This window comes from Xanthomonas cissicola (assembly GCF_008801575.1).
Taxonomy (GTDB): Bacteria; Pseudomonadota; Gammaproteobacteria; order Xanthomonadales; family Xanthomonadaceae; genus Xanthomonas; species Xanthomonas cissicola.
Window position 1 is genome coordinate 41,853 of record NZ_VZPL01000016.1, and the last position, 16,230, is coordinate 58,082.

Annotated in this window: 12 protein-coding genes, 1 tRNA gene, 1 other RNA gene and 2 pseudogenes; 12 read left to right on the forward strand and 4 right to left on the reverse strand. The window is 65.3% G+C overall.

What is annotated here, in order from left to right:
- The first annotated feature begins 24 nt into the window (after positions 1–24).
- The 4 genes from F7R02_RS09210 to F7R02_RS09230 all read left to right on the forward strand — a co-directional run bounded on the left by F7R02_RS09210 (position 25) and on the right by F7R02_RS09230 (position 4,192).
- The gene (locus F7R02_RS09210) at positions 25–741 is read left to right on the forward strand and encodes an AraC family transcriptional regulator (protein WP_003484914.1); all 717 of its coding nucleotides are present in this window, start codon (positions 25–27) and stop codon (positions 739–741) included.
- A gap of 205 nt (positions 742–946) precedes the next feature.
- Positions 947–2,473, forward strand: coding sequence for a signal recognition particle-docking protein FtsY (gene ftsY, locus F7R02_RS09215; protein ID WP_139371050.1), 1,527 nt, complete (start codon positions 947–949; stop codon positions 2,471–2,473).
- A gap of 346 nt (positions 2,474–2,819) precedes the next feature.
- Positions 2,820–3,893, forward strand: a complete 1,074-nt coding sequence (gene mutY, locus F7R02_RS09225; protein ID WP_005920328.1) for an A/G-specific adenine glycosylase — start codon at positions 2,820–2,822, stop codon at positions 3,891–3,893.
- A 23-nt stretch (positions 3,894–3,916) separates the two neighbouring features.
- Complete coding sequence (locus F7R02_RS09230) at positions 3,917–4,192, forward strand: oxidative damage protection protein (protein WP_005914056.1); 276 nt, start codon at positions 3,917–3,919, stop codon at positions 4,190–4,192.
- A 373-nt stretch (positions 4,193–4,565) separates the two neighbouring features.
- Here the strand turns inward: F7R02_RS09230 and F7R02_RS09235 are convergent, their stop codons facing one another.
- A complete protein-coding gene (locus F7R02_RS09235; protein WP_078537674.1) occupies positions 4,566–6,188 on the reverse strand; it encodes a hybrid sensor histidine kinase/response regulator in 1,623 nt (540 codons plus the stop codon).
- Positions 6,189–6,520: 332 nt separating this feature from the next.
- A pseudogene (locus F7R02_RS09240) lies at positions 6,521–7,092 on the reverse strand (hypothetical protein).
- Positions 7,093–7,441: 349 nt separating this feature from the next.
- On the opposite strand from F7R02_RS09240, the gene F7R02_RS09245 reads away from it, so the two are divergent.
- Together F7R02_RS09245 and cho are read left to right on the forward strand one after the other, a co-directional pair.
- Positions 7,442–7,642 carry a KGG domain-containing protein gene (locus tag F7R02_RS09245; protein ID WP_005914053.1) on the forward strand — a complete coding sequence of 67 codons (201 nt, stop codon included), beginning with the start codon at positions 7,442–7,444 and terminating at the stop codon, positions 7,640–7,642.
- 339 nt (positions 7,643–7,981) lie between these two features.
- Positions 7,982–8,732 (forward strand): annotated as a pseudogene (cho, locus tag F7R02_RS09250) (excinuclease Cho).
- A gap of 154 nt (positions 8,733–8,886) precedes the next feature.
- Here cho and F7R02_RS09255 read toward each other — a convergent pair.
- The gene (locus F7R02_RS09255; RefSeq protein ID WP_005914051.1) at positions 8,887–9,162 is read right to left on the reverse strand and encodes a hypothetical protein; all 276 of its coding nucleotides are present in this window, start codon (positions 9,160–9,162) and stop codon (positions 8,887–8,889) included.
- Between the two features lie 250 nt (positions 9,163–9,412).
- A tRNA-Phe gene (locus tag F7R02_RS09260) sits at positions 9,413–9,488 on the reverse strand.
- 182 nt (positions 9,489–9,670) lie between these two features.
- Here F7R02_RS09260 and F7R02_RS09265 point away from each other — a divergent pair.
- The 6 genes from F7R02_RS09265 (at position 9,671) to dxs (ending at position 16,196) form a co-directional block, all read left to right on the forward strand.
- Entirely contained in the window at positions 9,671–10,207 is a 537-nt protein-coding gene (locus tag F7R02_RS09265; RefSeq protein WP_005930174.1) for a lipocalin family protein, read from the forward strand.
- Between the two features lie 112 nt (positions 10,208–10,319).
- Positions 10,320–10,796 (forward strand): LEA/WHy family protein, encoded by a 477-nt coding sequence (locus F7R02_RS09270; RefSeq protein WP_033482445.1) that lies wholly within the window; start codon positions 10,320–10,322, stop codon positions 10,794–10,796.
- 60 nt (positions 10,797–10,856) lie between these two features.
- Positions 10,857–10,933: non-coding RNA, sX9 sRNA (locus F7R02_RS09275), on the forward strand.
- 44 nt (positions 10,934–10,977) lie between these two features.
- Positions 10,978–12,771 carry an acyl-CoA dehydrogenase C-terminal domain-containing protein gene (locus tag F7R02_RS09280; RefSeq protein WP_005914047.1) on the forward strand — a complete coding sequence of 598 codons (1,794 nt, stop codon included), beginning with the start codon at positions 10,978–10,980 and terminating at the stop codon, positions 12,769–12,771.
- 419 nt (positions 12,772–13,190) lie between these two features.
- The gene (locus F7R02_RS09285) at positions 13,191–13,847 is read left to right on the forward strand and encodes an HNH endonuclease (RefSeq protein ID WP_007965971.1); all 657 of its coding nucleotides are present in this window, start codon (positions 13,191–13,193) and stop codon (positions 13,845–13,847) included.
- Between the two features lie 432 nt (positions 13,848–14,279).
- Entirely contained in the window at positions 14,280–16,196 is a 1,917-nt protein-coding gene (dxs, locus tag F7R02_RS09290) for a 1-deoxy-D-xylulose-5-phosphate synthase (protein WP_078590654.1), read from the forward strand.
- The last annotated feature ends 34 nt before the right edge of the window (positions 16,197–16,230 follow it).

Genomic DNA, 16,230 nt, shown 5'->3' on the forward strand with positions numbered 1-16,230 from the left:
AACCGTCTAATCGTGACCGCTACCATGACCCTGATGGACCTCAACCTGCCCGCCCTGGAAATGCAGACGCTGTTCGATGCACTGCCGGATGTGGTGTTCTTCATCAAGGACAGCGAGGGGCGCTACACCCATTGCAACCTGACCCTGGTGCGCCGGTTGGGACGCAAGCTGCGCAGCGAGATCATCGGCCGCTCGCCGCTGGAAGTGTTCCCGTTGCCGCTGGGCGGCAGCTACATGATGCAGGACCGCCGCGTGCTGTGTGGCGAGCTCATCGACAACCAGCTCGAAGTGCATCTGTACCCCAACCGCCTGCCGGGCTGGTGCCTGACCTTCAAACGCCCGCTGTGCGAGGCCAATGAGGTGATCGGTGTGGTCGGCATCTCGCGCGATCTGGGCCAGCCCGACAGCCGTCATTCCGCCTACGAACGCTTGAGCCAGGTGATGGAACACATGCAGACCAACTTCGGAGACAACCTGCGCGTGCAAAGCCTGGCCGACCTGGCCGGGCTGTCGGTGGCGCAGCTGGAACGTCACTTCCGCCGCGTGTTTCAGGTCACCCCACAGCAATTGCTGACCAAGTTGCGCATCGAATCGGCGATGCGGCTGCTGTACGGCGACGACAGCATCGCCAGCATCGGGCAACGCTGCGGCTTCGCCGACCAGAGTGCCTTCGCGCGCCAGTTCAAGGCCACCGTCGGCATGACGCCGCGTGATTACCGCGCGCTCAAAGGTCAGTTATAAAGACACAACTTCGCGTTGACACATCGCTGGCAAAAATGCCGAATTCGGCAGGATTTGCCACGCGCTAGCGCACCCAGGTGAGTCGCCATACCGACAGCAGTGCGATGTATGCGAGACGCCCGGGCGCGGAGCTGCGCTAAAGGCGGCGTCAAGGTGTCAGGAGGCCCGGATGATAGAATTTCGGGTTTCCCCTACTGCGTTGCCAATGGCCAGCTTTTTTCGCCGTAACAAGCCAACCACGCCCGACAGCTCGCGTACCTCGCGCTACAGCCTGGAAGAACTGGCAGCCGCATTCCCCACCGCGCCGTCTGCCGCCACCCCGGCATCGCCGGTCGAGGCGGTGCCGAATGCCGAGCCAGAACGCGAAGCGGCCGCAACGCCGGTTGTTGCGCCTGTCACGCCTGCTCCGGCAGGCGGCGAGCCTGCAGCGCCCTCGGCGCCGATACCGCCGCAGATCACCGCCGCGCCAGCCGACCAGCTGGCGCAGGAGATCGCTGCACGCACTGGCCAGGCGCAGAGTATTGCCGCCGTCCCGAGCGCGCCCGCAGCTCCTGCGGCGCCTGCGCCGACCGCATTGCAGGCACTGCCAGACCCGATACCCCCCAGCGCGCCGGTCGTGGTGCCGCCGCCGGTCGTGGCGCAGCCGCAGACCGTCCCGACGCCGCCTCCTGCCGTGCCTGCACAGCCGGTGTCGCCACTGCAAAGCGCAGCGCCTGCCGTGGTCGCACCCCCGGTCGCCGTTCCGCCGGCCTCGACGCCTGCACCGGCTGCTGCAACTCCAGCCGGCGCGCCGCCCATCAGTGCCGCGCCGGCGGGAAAACCCGGCTGGCGCGAGCGGCTGCGCAACAGCACCTTCGCTCGCAGTTTCGGCGGCCTGTTCTCGCGCAATCCCAAGCTCGATGACGACCTGCTCGACGAGATCGAAACCGCGTTGATCACCGCCGACGTCGGCATCGGCGCCACCACGGCGTTGATCGACGGCCTGCGCAAGCGGATGAAGTCGCGCGAATTCGTCGACGCCCAGGCGATGTTCAAGGCCTTGCGTGCCGATCTCATCGCGCTGCTGCAGCCGGTCTCCAAACCGCTGGTGATCGACCGCTCGCTCAAACCGTTCGTGGTGCTCACCGTTGGCGTCAACGGCGTCGGCAAGACCACCACCATCGGCAAGCTCGCCAAGCGCTTCAAGGACGAAGGCAACAGTCTGATGCTCGCAGCCGGCGACACCTTCCGTGCTGCCGCCGTGGCGCAATTGCAGGCCTGGGGCGATAGCAATGGCGTGGCCGTGATCGCGCAGGGGCAAAACGCCGATGCCGCGTCGGTGGCGTTCGACGCGCTGCAGGCCGCCAAGGCGCGCGGCACCGATGTGTTGATCGCCGACACCGCCGGCCGCCTGCATACCCAGACCGGGCTGATGAACGAGCTCGGCAAGATCCGCCGCGTGCTCGGCAAGATCGATGCCGCCGCGCCGCACGAAGTCTTGATGGTCATCGACGGCACCACCGGCCAGAACGCCATTTCGCAGCTGCGCCAGTTCCACGCTGCCGTGGGCGTCACCGGCCTGGTCGTGACCAAGCTCGATGGCACTGCCAAGGGCGGCGTGGTGTTCGCGCTGGCGCGCGAGTTCAATATTCCGATCCGCTTTGCCGGTATCGGCGAGCGCCCGGAGGATCTGCGCGTCTTCGACCCGGTTGCCTTCGTCGACGCGCTGTTGCCGGACGCGTTGGGCGGTTGATCGGAAGATGCCTGCGCGCATCTGCAACCGCTGTGCGCGCAGGCGCGACAGGCAGGTTGCACCGTGCGGCAGGTGTCACGCGATTGGTCCCGGGCAAGACGCGTACCGGAGTTTGCCCAGCCCTCGCCCGCAGCACTCAGAAAGCAATGTCGCGCGGATGCATCAGTGGCCGACGCCCATGCGCCGGCAACACCGCATCGACCTGGCGATGAAGGATGGTTCTGCGAACGGTGCCTGGTCGGAATGACGTTTCCGCTGCGGTGAATGGACGCGCCGCACGACGTACGCAGCAGACCCGCTTCGCGTCCCGCCACCCTCGCCTCCCCCTCCATCGCCAGCAGCGCTCATGCCAGCCGACCACGCCACTCCCTCCGCTGATGCCTTTGTCGACCGCCTGTTGCACTGGTTCGACGGCCACGGTCGCCATGATCTACCCTGGCAGCATCCACGCGCGCCCTATCGGGTGTGGCTGTCGGAAATCATGCTGCAGCAGACCCAGGTCGCGGTGGTCATTCCGTATTTCCACAAGTTCATGGCGCGCTTCCCTGCGCTGGCCGATCTGGCTGCGGCCGACAACGACACGGTGATGGCGCAGTGGGCCGGACTGGGCTACTACGCCCGCGCGCGCAATCTGCATGCCGCCGCCAAGCAATGCGTCGCGCTGCACGGCGGGCAAGTGCCGCGCGACTTCGATGCACTGCTTGCGTTGCCGGGCATCGGCCGCAGCACGGCAGGGGCGATCCTGAGCCAGGCCTGGAACGATCGCTTTGCGATCATGGACGGCAACGTCAAACGCGTGCTCACGCGCTTCCACGGCATCGCCGGGTATCCCGGCCTGCCGGCGATCGAAAAACAGTTATGGCAACTCGCCATCATCCATGTTGCGCACGTCCCCGCTGGCCGCCTGGCCGACTACACCCAGGCGCAGATGGATTTCGGCGCCACGCTGTGCACGCGCGCCAAGCCCGCCTGCGTACTGTGCCCGCTGCAGACCGATTGCATCGCACGCCGCAATGGCCTGGTCGACGCGTTGCCCACCCCCAAACCCGGCAAGCAGCTACCCGAACGCGAGGCCACTGCGCTGCTGCTGCAGAATGCCGAGGGCCACATCCTGCTGCAGCGACGCCCGCCAACCGGCATTTGGGCCTCGCTATGGACGCTGCCGCAGGCCGAGACCGAGAGCGGCATGCGCGCCTGGTTTGCGGCGCATATCGACGGCAACTACGAGCGCGCCGACGAGATGCCGCCGATCGTGCACGCCTTCAGCCATTACCGCCTGCATTTGCAGCCATGGCGCCTGCGCAAGGTCGCGCTACGTCCGGCGGTGCGCGACAATGACGACCTACGCTGGGTAGCACCTGCCGATCTTGCATCGCTAGGCCTGCCGGCGCCGATCCGCAAGTTGCTCGACGCGTTGTAAGCGCGTCTTCCAAAGGAGTCCGCATGTCCCGCACCGTGTTCTGCCACTACCAGCAAAGCGACGCCGAAGGCCTGGATTTCGTGCCGTATCCGGGCGAGCTCGGCCAGCGCATTTTCGCGCAGATCGGCAAGAACGCCTGGCAAGCGTGGTTGGCGCACCAGACCATGCTGATCAACGAAAACCGGCTGTCGCCGCGCGACCCCAAGCACCGCGCCTTTCTCGAAGCCGAGCTGCAGAAGTTCCTGTTCGAGCGCAATGCCGACAAACCCGAAGGCTATGTGGCGCCGGTGGGTGACTGAGCGCGCGGATGTGGGATTGCGGAGTCGTGAGTTGCACCAGTAGTGGCAGCCTTTGCTGCATCCAATGCGTCTGAGAAGTAATGGGGTGGCTGCATCTGCTGAAAAGAGCGAGTGCCGGAACGGCCAGGCCCTTCACCGACGTGGCGTGGTGTTCCCGTCGCAAAATAAGCTTGGCGATCCGCCCATGTCCCGCGCACGACGTGGGTGATCTGGCGGACACGCCATGCGTCGCGCTCCGCGGGCCTCATGGTCGCCAGGCAGCGCCCGATGCCTGCTGCTCCGGGCGCTGCGCCAGCGGACGGCCGCAATCTTGAAGCTCAACGGCGGTTGCAGTGCGATGCCGCAGCGGCATCGCAATGGCGATCTGTCGGACTCAACCAACCCCGGTCGGCCCATCCAGCAACATGCGGATGCGCTTGAGCAATTCCTTCTGCGTATAGGGTTTGTTCACCACATCGAACTCGGCGCCGCCCACATCGGTACGCTGGATGCTGGCATCGGCGTAGCCGGTGGTGAGCAGGATCTTGACCTTCGGCAACATGCGGCGCGCCTCACGGGCGAGCATCACCCCGTTCATACCGCCGGGCATGATCAGGTCGGTGAATAGCGCATCCACTTCCGGGCTCTTCTCCAGGATCTCCATCGCCTCGCGTCCGCTGGACGCAGACAGGATGCGGTAACCGGCATTTTCCAGAAACATCCGCGCCACCACCGCCACATCCTGCTTGTCTTCCACCACCAGGATGGTTTCGTTGCCCCCCTTGTCGATGGCGCGACTCTTGGCTATCTGCAAATCGTTTTCGAATTCGCTGGAGGCGGGGAAATACAGCCGCACCGTGCTGCCCTCGCCCACCTCGCTGTAGATGCGTACGGTGCCGCCGGACTGCTTGACGAATCCATACACCATCGACAGGCCCAGGCCGGTGCCCTGGCCTTCCTCCTTGGTGGTGAAGAACGGTTCCATCACCCGGCTGACCACCTCCGGCGGCATGCCCGAGCCGGTGTCGGTCACGGCAATGCTGACGTAGCGGCCCGGTGCCAGCTGGTGGTACATCGCCAGATCGTGGCCGGTGATCTCCACGTTCTGGGTCTGCACCGTCACTTCCTTGCGTTCGGCCTGGGCCATCGCGTCGCGCGCATTGATCAACACGTTCAACAGCGCCACCTCTGCCTGGGTGGTGTCGATCTGGCAGTTCCACAGCCCTTCTTCCAGCGACTGGCGCAGAGTGACCCCGCCTCCCAGCGCGCGCTCGGCCATGTTGGTCATGCCGGCCACCAGTCCGTTGAGGTTCACTACCCGCCCGCGCAGTTTTTGCTTGCGCGAAAACGCCAGCAGTTGCTGGGTCAAGGTGGCCGCCTTGGCAGCCGCTGCCGCCGCGTGTTCGGCACTGAAGGCAATGCGCTCGGCACTACCGCCGCCGGCGCTGGCCATCATCTGGATCACTTCCAGATGTCCAGACATCACCTGCAGCAGATTGTTGAAATCGTGCGCGATGCCGCCGGTCAGCTGGCCCAGCGCTTCCATCTTCTGCGCCTGGCGCAGCGCATCTTCGGCATCGCGGCGCCGGCTCACATCCAGCTGCGAGCCGAAGAAATACACCAGGTTGCCCTTGTCGTCGAACACCGGCGAGATGAAGAGCGCATTCCAGAACGAAGAGCCGTCCTTGCGGTAATTCAGCACCTCGGTGGCAAATTCGCGACGGCTTTCGATCGATTCGCGCACATCGCTGATGCTGGCCGGATCGGTCTCCGGCCCCTGCAGGAAGCGGCAGTTGTTGCCGATGACTTCATCGGCGGCATAGCCGGTCATCTCCAGGAACGCGCGGTTGGCGAACACGATGGGATTATCCGGAAGATGGGGGTCGGTCACCGTCATCGGCATGCGCGTGGTTTCCACTGCGGCAAAGAAGATGTCCGAGCGGTGCTTCTCGACAGGCAGGCTGCGAGATTCGCTGATGTGAGGCGCTCGCAGCTCTCCGTGACCGGGATCGTTCAAGTGATGTTCTCCGCGGGCCATTCCCGTGGCCACAGTCTAGTTGGGTCCGGTGAGGCGATTCGTCACATCCATGAGCATTTCCCGTACGGCCGCGCCTGCCGCTAAACCAGTGCGCTGCGATTGCAGCTGCGCACCCGTGAGCGCTGGGTGTCACCCGCCCCTCGTTTGGCGGCGTTCCCGGCCCGACGGCGCTGCGCGAACTGCGCTGACTCAGTGCAATACCGCCGGCTCGACCGGGACACCGGCGCGCCGCGTACTGACACGTTCGCCATGATCCCGGCACTACACGCAGAGCCGGCGACGCGCGGGCGAATGAACGCACAGCGACGCCATCACGTTGCAGGCGTATAGGCAGATAGCAGGACCGGCTTACCCGGGTCGGCGGCAATTTCTTTGTGTTCGCTCAGGCGCAGCGCGTCGCATCGGCAGCGGCGCGTCCTGGGTGTTCATTTCCCATACGTCGATCACGCGCTTGTGGAACACGACAGCGCCGCGGTGGCGGTCGTAACGAAAGGTGATGCAGTCCGTCCAGTGTTGTCCGCACGCCAATCCGTTTTGCACGGTGAAATACGCGCCCTTCGCGACCAGGCCCTGGTCGCTATCCAGAAACGGATCGCACTGCCCGCCTTCGTCGGCTTTGAAAATCACCCGCGTGTTGCGCACGGCTTCGACAAACCCACTGTCCGCGTTTGCAACCAGCACCAGCAAGGTACGCGGCGGTGCCGCATGTCCATTGCCACGCAGCGTCTGTTCTGCGGATGCACGCAACGCAACCACGTCGTCCAGCCGGCCACCTCGGTGAGATCTGCGCTAGCGACACCCATCCACCGATAGTAGGTAACGATTCGGCAGCGCCTGCGGGTAGCGTTGTGACGCCGGTTGGCATGGCGAGCGTCGCCGTCATTGCCAGCACTGTTGCCCACCATCCGCATGGTGTCGTCATCGCGGTGTCCTGGTCTGCGTCGAGGTTGCCTGCATGGCCGGCCGTCGTTGTCGCGCGCGCCGGCATCGGATTGCAGGACCTAGGGCCGTGCGGCGCACGCGCATGGTTGAGTCGACATACTGTCGAGCGTCTGCAGCATTGCTTCGCCACACCGCGTTTTTCGGCAGTGAAGATCGCTCGTCAAGCCCGCTTGCCGGCTCACGCCTAGCTGTCGAAATCCCCACGTCCGATTGATACCTCCACCGCGATGCTGGCCTCGCACCACGGCGTCCAGTGGTGCATTCCCCAACTGACGAAACGAGAATCCGCAATGGCAAATCAGAACGACAACAAGGGTGGCACCAGCAACCGCGGCTTTGCTTCGATGGACGAAGACAAGCAGCGCGAAATCGCATCCAAGGGCGGCAAGGCGGCCCATGAAAGTGGCAATGCCCACGAGTTCACCTCGGAAGAAGCGCGCGAGGCCGGCAAGAAGGGCGGCCAGGCGAGCGGTGGCGGCAACAACCGCTGAGCTGCGCAACACTGCAGGTACCACGGCGCTTCCGGAAGAGCTGAAGCTCTTTCGGAAGCGCGTTCTTTTCAAGAATCATGCGGCGTCTCAGCTGATGCGACAGCACATCGGCATGCTGCCGCCCGATGACAACGATTTTCCAGGCATTCCCACACGCCACCGTGCATACAGCTGCACCGCGCCATCTGGGTGGTTGCGCACGAGTCGATACGCTCACGCAGCAGACCAAGGTCCGCCGTGGCCCGCAGTGAACGCGTTCGCCGCGCGCTCGGCGCGGTCGAATACGCCTACCCCGACCATTTGCACAGCACGCTCGCAACCTTGCCAACGACTGCCGGGGTGTATCTGTTCCACGGCAAGGACAGCGGACTCCTTGTACATCGGCAAGAGCATCAACCTGCGGATGCGGGTGATGGATCACTTCCGCACGCCACGCGAAGCCTCGTTATTGCGCCAGACCCGGCGCATCAGCGTATTCGAAATGGCCGGCGATCTCGGTGCGCAGCTGCTGGAATCCCAGCTCATCAAATCGATGCGCCCGCTGTACAACCAGAAGCTGCGTCGCGTACCGCGTCAGTTTTCGATCCGCCTGTATTGCGGCGAGGTGTCCATCGTGCATTCGGCCGAGCGCGATCCGGCGGTAACACCATGGCTGTATGGGCTCTATTCCAGCCCACGCGCCGCCAAGGAGGCGTTGCGGCGGCTGGCCGATCGCGACCGCCTTTGCTACGGGCTGCTCGGCCTGGAACGCGCCACCGATGGTCGCCCGTGTTTCCGCGCCATGTTGGAACGCTGTGCCGGTGCCTGCCATGGCGCCGAGTCGCTGGGCGACCACGAGACGCGTCTACGCGCTGCCCTCCAGCACCTGGAACAGGTCGTATGGCCGTTTCCTGGCGCGGTCGCACTCATGGAAGAAGGTAAGCAGTTGCGCCAGTTTCACGTGCTGCGCAACTGGCACTATCTGGGCAGCGCCACCTCGCTGGCCACTGCCCGCAAACTGCAGTCCACACCCGGCGACTTCGATCGCGATTGCTACCGGATTTTGCGCAAGGGCCTGCAAACGCATCTGCACAACGTGGTGTTGCTATAAGCGCGACATGAGTGGGCGCACCCACTTCGGCACTCGCAGTACGCGCCGAGTTCATGCAACGCATCGCGCGACTTGCCGCCGGTCTTCCGTGTTCTCCACCAACCACGATCCGGACGCCTGCACGCTCGAAGCGCACGCAAGAGTCCGCGATTCTTCAGCCGCTCTGCCTTTCGCAGCTGCGGTATTCCTTGGGGTCCAAAAACTCCGCCAGACAAGAACCTACGCGCAGCGCCTGCTCGCGCGCGTCGCCCCGGTACTCGCCCTGCCCTGCGCCCTCGATCGTGGCCACGGGCGCGGCGCGGTCGCGGTGGTAAACGAACGCAGTCGAAAGCCACAACGTCGCGCCAGGCGCCTGGCTTTCCAGGGTCTCCACGCGGAATTCACCGCAGTAACCGTGGATCAGGGTGCGTCGGAGTGTCTTGTGCGTCATGCGCGCAGTATCGCCATGCACATTTGAAGATCACGTCGAAATCGATTGCATCGGGCGCACGTAGCACCTACGCGCACGACCGAGAAGCCGAACCAACGCGCAAGTCTGTGTCCATGCTGGATCAGATCAGAATCAGCGCGCGCGCGTGCAACACGCATCACTGCCCACCGCGCGTGCAATCGAGAAAGGGACAGGGAGAGCGACAGATCCGGCGATGACCGGGAAGCCTTGCGAACGAAGGCTTGGAATATGGTGGCCGAGGACGGAATCGAACCGCCGACACGGGGATTTTCAATCCCCTGCTCTACCAACTGAGCTACTCGGCCACTTAACCTGCAACACGATGCCTGCGTTGCGAGGACACGCACTATAGCGAGCAGGCGCAGTTTGGGCAAGCGTTGCGAGCAACTTTGTTGCCGGCCGCTCTCGGGGCCGGCGTTTCTTGCGCCGGTTCACGCCGCGCGGCCGGGTGCATGGCCTAGCCTGCGCGCGTCCACCGGAGATTGTCATGCGCCTGCCCCGCCTGCTGTTGTCGTTCGTCGCCCTGCTGCCGCTGACAGCGCTGGCGCAACAGCCGGTGCGTGCGGTGCCGCAGCTGGACATCTCGCGCTACGCGGGCCAGTGGCACGAGATTGCGCACCTGCCGGTGTCGTTCCAGAAAAAGTGCCGCGGCGACATCACCGCCAGCTACACCTTGCGCGACGATGGCCTGGTCGGCGTGCGCAATGGCTGCCGCACCGCCGATGGCAGCCTGACCCAGGCCGACGGCGTGGCGCGCCCGGTCGATGGCCAGCCCGGGCAGTTGCAGGTGCGCTTCGCTCCCGAGTGGCTCGCTTGGTTGCCGCTGGTGTGGGCCGACTATTGGGTGATCGCGCTCGACCCGGATTACCAGTGGGCGATGGTCGGCGAGCCTGATCGCAAATACCTGTGGATCCTGTCGCGCTCGCCGCAGATGCAGCGCGCGCAATTGGAACGGCTCAAGGCGAAGGCGACCGAGATGGGCTACGACCTGTCGCCGTTGATTGTCGCCGCGCCGTTGTTGTGAGGCCTGCCCGCGCCCCGGCCCAGATCCGGCGCCACCGCTTCGCGCTCAGGAGCGGCGACCGTACTGCGTAGTATTCTTGGCGCCGCCTCATTCCCGCCAAGGACCCGAGTCCATGCGTCGTGCCTCTCGCCTTCTTCTTGTATCGCTGGCCTGCGGGCTGCTGCTGAGCGCCTGTGGCGGCGCAGTCCGCCGGGTGTCCGAGCCGGCCGCCAGCATCCAGCAACTGACCGTGCGCGCCGACGGCTCCTGGTCGCTCGACCTGCGCCTGCAGAACTACAGCAGCATCCCGATGCAGTTCGAACGCGTGGCACTGGAGATCTCTGCCGGCGACCAATTGGCCGGCAAGCTCGACCAGGCAGTGGGCATGTCGATCGGCCCGGAAACCGCCGATGTGGTCACCGTCGCCGTGCAACCCACCTCGCTGGGTCGTATCACCGTGGCCGACGTGCTGGCCGGCGGCCGCTCGTTCCCGTATACGCTCAAGGGCACCGTCTGGGCGACCCCGCAGGACAAGAAGCAGCGCCAGTTCAGTGTGGAATCGCGCAATACGCTCAGCCCGGCCCCCGGCCTCAATGGCGTGCTGCGCTAAGAGTGGCTAACAAAACTACTGCGCAGCCGCCAGGCGGCGCGGCCGGTGCTCGGAATCGGCATGTACCCCTCGTACATTCCGGTTCTGAGCGCGCCGTCCGCGCCCACCTGACAGCTGCTCGCTACGTTTTGTTAGCCGCTCTAAGGCGCACGCCTCCCGTCCCCGCTTCCAAGGATCCCGCATGAGCAGCTACACCGCCCCGCTGACCGATTTTCGCTTCGCCCTGCACGATGTGCTCGGCGCGCAAGCCCTGTTCGCCCGGCTCGGCTATACCGAGGCCAGCACCGACATCATCGACGCCGTGCTCGAAGAGGCCGGCCGCTTCACCTCGCAGGTGCTGGCGCCGCTCAACAGTGTGGGCGACGAGATCGGCTGCGCGTTCGACAAGAGCACGCACGCGGTGACCACTCCGCCCGGCTTCCGCGCCGCCTACGATCAATTCGTGGAAGGCGGCTGGAACGGGCTCACCGCCGAACCGCAATTCGGCGGCCAGGGCATGCCGCACACGCTTGGCGTGCCGCTGAGCGAAATGATCAATGCCGCCAACCTGGCCTGGGGCAACTTTCCGCTGCTGTCGCATGGCGCGATGGAAGCGCTGCGCCAGCACGGCGAGACCTGGCAGCAGGACGTCTTCCTCAAACCCCTGATCGACGGCCGCTGGACCGGCACCATGTGCCTGACCGAACCGCATTGCGGCACCGATTTGGGCCTGCTCAAGACCCGTGCCGAACCCAATGCCGATGGCAGCTATGCCATCACCGGCACCAAGATCTTCATCACCGCCGGCGAGCACGACCTCACCGACAACATCGTGCACCTGGTGCTGGCCAAGCTGCCGGACGCACCGGCCGGCGCCAAGGGCATCTCGCTGTTCGTCACTCCCAAGTTCAAGGTGGACCGCGACGGCACCGTGGGTGAGCGCAACGCGCTGCATTGCGGCTCCATCGAGCACAAGATGGGCATCAAGGGCTCGGTGACCTGCGTGATGAACTTCGAGGGCGCACAAGGCTACCTGGTCGGCCAGCCGCACAAGGGCCTGCAGGCGATGTTTACGATGATGAATACCGCACGCCTAAGCGTGGGCCTGCAAGGCATCGGGTTGTCCGAGCGCGCCTACCAAAACGCCCTGCGCTACAGCCGCGAGCGGTTGCAATCGCGGGCGCTCAGCGGCGCCAAATCCCCGGACAAACCGGCCGACCCGATCATCGTGCACCCGGACGTGCGCCGCATGTTGCTGACCGTCAAGTCGCTGACCGAAGGCAGCCGCCTGCTCGCGTTGCATGCGGCCAGCCTGGTCGACGTCGCCCATCGCGGCGAGAGCGAACGCGAACGCGCCGACGCCGAGACCCTGGTGAGCTTCCTCACCCCGATCTCCAAGGCCTGCCAGACCGAATGGTCGATCGAGAATACCTACCACGCGCTGCAGTGCTTCGGCGGCCACGGCTACATCCGCGAGTACGGCATGGAGCAACTGGCCCGCGACGCGCGCATCACCACCATCTACGAAGGCACCACCGGCATCCAGGCGCTGGACCTGATCGGCCGCAAGACCGCCGCCAGCCAGGCTGCCGGGCTGAAGCTGTTCCTGGCCGATGTGGAAACCTTCGCCAACGCGCAGGACGGCAACGCCGCGCTGGCCGAGTTCATCAAGCCGTTGCGCGACAAGTGCAGCGAATGGGCGATGCTGACCCGCGATGTGCTCGATCGCGCCGCGCGCAACCCGGACGAACTCGGCGCCGCCAGCCATGACTATCTGTTTTATTCGGGCTACGTGGTGCTGGCGTACTGGTGGGCGCGCAGCGTGGCCGCTGCCGACGCATCCGCGCACGGCGAGGACTTCAGGCGCGCCAAGCGGGAGACGGCGCGGTTCTACTTCGCCCGCATCCTGCCACGCACCCTGACCCATGCCGCCGCCATCCGCAGTGGCGCCGCACCGCTGATGACGCTGGAAGCGGAACTGTTCGGCGAAGGCTGAGCGCCGTCATCACGGCGCTGCCGCTGCCGTAGGAGCGGACCTGGCCGCGACGGGGCGGTGTCGCTCGACAAGGCGTCGCGCCCGGGTGCGCTCCTACGGGTAACGCCGCGAGATTACACCGCTGTCGTAGGAGCGGACCTGGTCGCGACAGGGTAGGACCTGGCCGCGACAGGGTAGGACCTGGCCGCGACAGGGTAGGACCTGGCCGCGACAGGGTGGTATCGCTCGACAAGGCGTCGCGCCCGGGTGCGCTCCGACGGCTCACCAACGCCATCACTGCGTTCGAAGGGTGATCCCGCAGCGCGGCGGCACGGCATCGCGGCCAACAGTACTTACTGAGCCATACTTTGGAGACACGTGCCGACGCCGTTCGCTGTGATACACAAACTGTCAACGATCGGGTATAAGCTGTTTTCCCGATGGAGACAGACACGCACGTTCGTGATGTGATCGTCCCCGGAGGCAGCTATGCCCCGGACGCGGGCAGCGCTGTCGCTGCAATCCACCAACTTCCCACGCTTCGCCTGCTGTCGCTCGATGCGCACGGCCGCGTGCTGGATTGGATCAACTGGCAAGACGCCGCCTGCCTGTACGCCCGCGATGCGGTGTCGTGGACGCTGGGCGAGCCTTGCATGCAGATCCACGGCGGCATCTCGCGGCTGACCGGCGAGCGCAGCACGCTGGAACTGCACCCCATCATCGCCGCGCGCGGGCATGCCCGTTCGCGCGCGCTGGACCCGACCCCGACCCTCAGCAACACCGCGCTGTTCGCGCGCGATTCGCAGCTGTGCATGTACTGCGGCCAGCATTTCAGCCGCCCGCACCTGACCCGCGACCACGTCATGCCGGTGTCCAAAGGCGGTCGCGACAGTTGGGAGAACGTAGTGACCGCCTGTTTCCAGTGCAATTCGCGCAAGGCCAACCGCACGCCGCAACAGGCGCATATGCCGCTGCTGGCGGTGCCCTACCGGCCGAGCTGGATCGAGCACCTGATCCTGTCCAACCGCAACATCCTGTCCGATCAGATGGCCTTTTTGCGCGCGCAGCTGCCCAAGCGCTCCAAGCTGTCGTTGTAAGCCGACTGTCATTTGTTGCGGCTGCTGGCTGGTCAGTGGCACGCACGCTTCCAAGAGTGCCAAGACAGCCGCAGGTGGTTGAGCCTGGACGCGCGTGCCGTTGCCCACTCGGGCAGCAGCGTTGGCGGCTTCACTGACGCACCGGGTGTCCGAGGTGACATCGAACCCGGCCACCGCGATCCAACGCATGAGACGCCTGATACGGCGCAGTGTCGGCCCCCTACGCAGAGGCGCGGAGCCAAGTGCTCGCGGAGACACGGCGCAGCCAGCACATCGCCAGGTGCGGCAGATTGCCGCAGGTGTCGGGCGAGCGTCGCGCGCGCCAGGCGTCACGGTGCGCGCGTCCATCACTTCCCGCTGACAGCTGAACCGGTTTGCTTGCCGGGCCTTCGCATGGGGAGGACAATACGGCTTCAGAAGATTGACACGATGATGATCGACACCACCCGCTATCCGCGCCTGTCCCGCATCCAGACTCCCGACGATCTGCGCCGCTTCGACGAAGCCGAGCTGACCGCGATCGCCGAAGAACTGCGCTCCTATCTGATCGAATCGGTGGGCAAGAGCGGCGGGCACTTCGCGGCCGGCCTGGGCGTGATCGAGCTCACCGTCGCCCTGCACTACCTGTATCAGACGCCGGTCGATCAGCTGGTGTGGGACGTCGGGCATCAGACCTACCCGCACAAGATCCTCACCGGCCGCCGCGACCAGATCCACACGGTCAAGCAAAAGGACGGCGTTGCGCCGTTTCCCAAGCGCGAGGAAAGCATCTACGACACCTTTGGCGTTGGCCATTCGTCGACCTCGATTTCGGCCGCGCTCGGCATGGCCATCGCTGCGCAGCGCAACGGCGACGACCGCAAGGTGGTGGCGGTGATCGGCGACGGCGCAATGACCGCCGGCATGGTCTACGAAGCGCTCAACCACGCCGGCGGCATGGACCCGGAACCGAATCTGCTGGTGATCCTCAACGACAACCGCATGTCGATCTCCGAAGCAGTGGGCGGGCTAACCAAGATGCTGGGGCGCGCCAGCGGCAGTCGCACGCTCAATGCGATCCGCGAAGGCGGCAAGAAGATCCTCGGCGACAAGAAGAACAACCCCACCGCGCGTTTCGTGCGGCGTTGGGAAGAACACTGGAAAGGCATGTTCGTGCCATCCACGCTGTTCGAGGAAATGGGCTTCCATTACACCGGCCCGATCGATGGCCACGACCTGCCCAGCCTGGTAGGCGCACTGAAGACTCTGCAGACGCTCAAGGGCCCGCAGCTGCTGCACGTCATCACCACCAAGGGCAAGGGCTACGAACTGGCCGAAGGCGATCAGATCGGCTACCACGCCGTTGGCCCGTTCGATCCAAGCAAGGGCCTGGTCGCCAAGACCGGCGCCAAGAAGCCGACCTACACCGACGTCTTCAGTGACTGGGTGTGCGACATGGCCGCCGCCGAACCCAAGCTGCTGGTGATCACGCCGGCGATGCGCGAGGGCTCGGGCCTGGTGCGTTTCAGCAAGCAATATCCGCAGCGCTATTTCGACGTAGCCATTGCCGAGCAGCACGCGGTCACGCTGGCCGCCGGCATGGCGACCCAGGGCGCCAAGCCGGTGGTCGCGATCTATTCCACGTTCCTGCAGCGCGGCTACGACCAACTGGTGCACGACGTGGCGGTGCAGCAACTGGATGTGCTGTTCGCGATCGATCGCGGCGGCGTGGTCGGCCCGGATGGCGCCACCCATGCCGGCAATCTGGATCTGAGCTTTTTGCGCTGCGTGCCGCACATGGTGGTGATGGCGCCTGCCGATGAGGCCGAATGCCGTCAGATGCTGAGCACCGGCGTGCAATACCAGGGTCCGGCAGCGGTGCGCTACCCGCGTGGCACCGGCCCCGGCGCAGCACTGGACACCTCGCTTGCCACGCTGCCGATCGGCAAGGCGCAGCTGCGCCACAGCGGCACCCGCATTGCCCTGCTCGGCTTCGGCGCGACGGTGGATGCGGCCGAGGCGGTCGGGCGCGAACTGGGGCTGACGGTGTTGAACATGCGCTTCGTCAAGCCGCTCGACAAGGCGCTGCTGCTTGAGCTCGCAAAAACCCACGATGGCTTCGTCACGATCGAAGACAACGTGGTTGCCGGCGGCGCAGGTTCTGGCGTGTCGGAACTGCTCAACGCCGAAGCCATTACCATGCCGCTGCTGCATCTGGGCCTGCCGGACAGCTTCCAGCATCACGCCAGCCGCGAAGACCTGCTTGCGGAAGCCGGCATCGACCAAGCCGGCATTCGCGCCTCCTTGCTCAAGCGCTGGCCGCAGCTGATGATCAGCCTGCCGCCTGCGTTGAACGCTGCGGCAGGCTGATCGCGCCGACAGATTCGTTGTGGCGCGTGCCGCA